Source organism: Endozoicomonas sp. Z74, assembly GCF_057680865.1.
In genome coordinates, this window is record NZ_JBLYZI010000208.1 from 1 (window position 1) to 2,370 (window position 2,370).

Annotated in this window: 1 rRNA gene; it reads left to right on the forward strand. The window is 53.5% G+C overall.

The features are described 5' to 3' along the window. A 23S ribosomal RNA gene (locus ACNRUY_RS26230) occupies positions 1-2,352 on the forward strand; the annotation flags it as partial. Between the last annotated feature and the right edge of the window lie 18 nt (positions 2,353-2,370).

Below are 2,370 nucleotides of genomic sequence, written 5' to 3' on the forward strand. Positions count from 1 at the left end.
GGGTGACTGCGTACCTTTTGTATAATGGGTCAGCGACTTACTTTCAGTGGCAAGGTTAACCGACTAGGGGAGCCGTAGAGAAATCGAGTCTTAATAGGGCGTCGAGTCGCTGGGAGTAGACCCGAAACCGGGCGATCTATCCATGGGCAGGTTGAAGATCAGGTAACACTGATTGGAGGACCGAACCGACTGTCGTTGAAAAGCCAGCGGATGACTTGTGGATAGGAGTGAAAGGCTAATCAAGCCCGGAGATAGCTGGTTCTCCTCGAAAGCTATTTAGGTAGCGCCTCGTGTCTCACCATCGGGGGTAGAGCACTGTTTGGGCTAGGGGGTCATCCCGACTTACCAACCCCATGCAAACTCCGAATACCGATGAGTGCAATCACGGGAGACACACGGCGGGTGCTAACGTCCGTCGTGGAAAGGGAAACAACCCAGACCGTCAGCTAAGGTCCCAAAGTAACAGTTAAGTGGGAAACGATGTGAGAAGGCCCAGACAGCCAGGAGGTTGGCTTAGAAGCAGCCACCCTTTAAAGAAAGCGTAATAGCTCACTGGTCGAGTCGGCTCGCGCGGAAGATTTAACGGGGCTCAAACTGTTCACCGAAGCTACGGGTACTGCAATTTATTGCAGTGCGGTAGAGGAGCGTTCTGTAAGCGGTTGAAGGTGTGCCGGGAGGCATGCTGGACGTATCAGAAGTGCGAATGCTGACATGAGTAACGATAAAGGGAGTGAGATCCTCCCTCGCCGGAAGACCAAGGGTTCCTGCGCAACGCTAATCGGCGCAGGGTGAGTCGGCCCCTAAGGTGAGGTCGAAAGACGTAATCGATGGGAAACAGGTCAATATTCCTGTACCCCTTTTGACTGCGATGGAGTGACGGAGAAGGCTAGGCCAGCATGGCGATGGTTGTCCATGTTTAAGGTCGTAGGCTGAGGGTTCAGGCAAATCCGGACCCTCAAAGCCGAGAACCGATGACGATCCCCCAAGGGGGAGAAGTGGTTGATGCCCTGCTTCCAGGAAAAACTTCTAAGCACTAGGTCAAAAGGGACCGTACCCCAAACCGACACAGGTGGTCAGGTAGAGAATACCAAGGCGCTTGAGAGAACTCGGGTGAAGGAACTAGGCAAAATGGCACCGTAACTTCGGGAGAAGGTGCGCCGGCTCTGGTGATGGAACTTGCTTCCTAAGCTGGGGCTGGTCGAAGATACCAGGTGGCTGCGACTGTTTATTAAAAACACAGCACTGTGCAAACACGAAAGTGGACGTATACGGTGTGACGCCTGCCCGGTGCCGGAAGGTTAATTGATGGGGTTAGCTTAGGCGAAGCTCTTGATCGAAGCCCCGGTAAACGGCGGCCGTAACTATAACGGTCCTAAGGTAGCGAAATTCCTTGTCGGGTAAGTTCCGACCTGCACGAATGGCGTAACGATGGCCACGCTGTCTCCACCCGAGACTCAGTGAAATTGAAATCGCTGTTAAGATGCAGTGTATCCGCGGCTAGACGGAAAGACCCCGTGAACCTTTACTACAGCTTCACAGTGGATCTTGATGTTGCTTGTGTAGGATAGGTGGGAGGCTTTGAAATGTGGACGCCAGTTTGCATGGAGCCAACCTTGAAATACCACCCTGGCAATATTGAGGTTCTAACCCAGGTCCTGAAACGGGATCGGGGACATTGTGTGGTGGGTAGTTTGACTGGGGCGGTCTCCTCCCAAAGAGTAACGGAGGAGCACGAAGGTGCGCTAAGTACGGTCGGACATCGTACGGTTAGTGTAAAGGCACAAGCGCGCTTGACTGCGAGACGTACATGTCGAGCAGGTACGAAAGTAGGTCTTAGTGATCCGGTGGTTCTGAATGGAAGGGCCATCGCTCAACGGATAAAAGGTACTCCGGGGATAACAGGCTGATACCGCCCAAGAGTTCACATCGACGGCGGTGTTTGGCACCTCGATGTCGGCTCATCACATCCTGGGGCTGAAGCCGGTCCCAAGGGTATGGCTGTTCGCCATTTAAAGTGGTACGCGAGCTGGGTTTAGAACGTCGTGAGACAGTTCGGTCCCTATCTGCCGTGGACGTTGGAAGTTTGAGAAGAGCTGCTCCTAGTACGAGAGGACCGGAGTGGACGGACCACTGGTGTTCGGGTTGTGTCGCCAGACGCATTGCCCGGTAGCTATGTTCGGACGGGATAACCGCTGAAAGCATCTAAGCGGGAAGCCCCCTTCAAGATGAGACTTCCCTGGGCCTTAGAGGTCCCTGAAGAGCCGTTAAAGACTATGACGTTGATAGGTTGGGTGTGTAAGTGCTGTGAGGCATTGAGCTAACCAATACTAATGACTCGTGCGGCTTGACCATATAACGCCAAAGCGATTT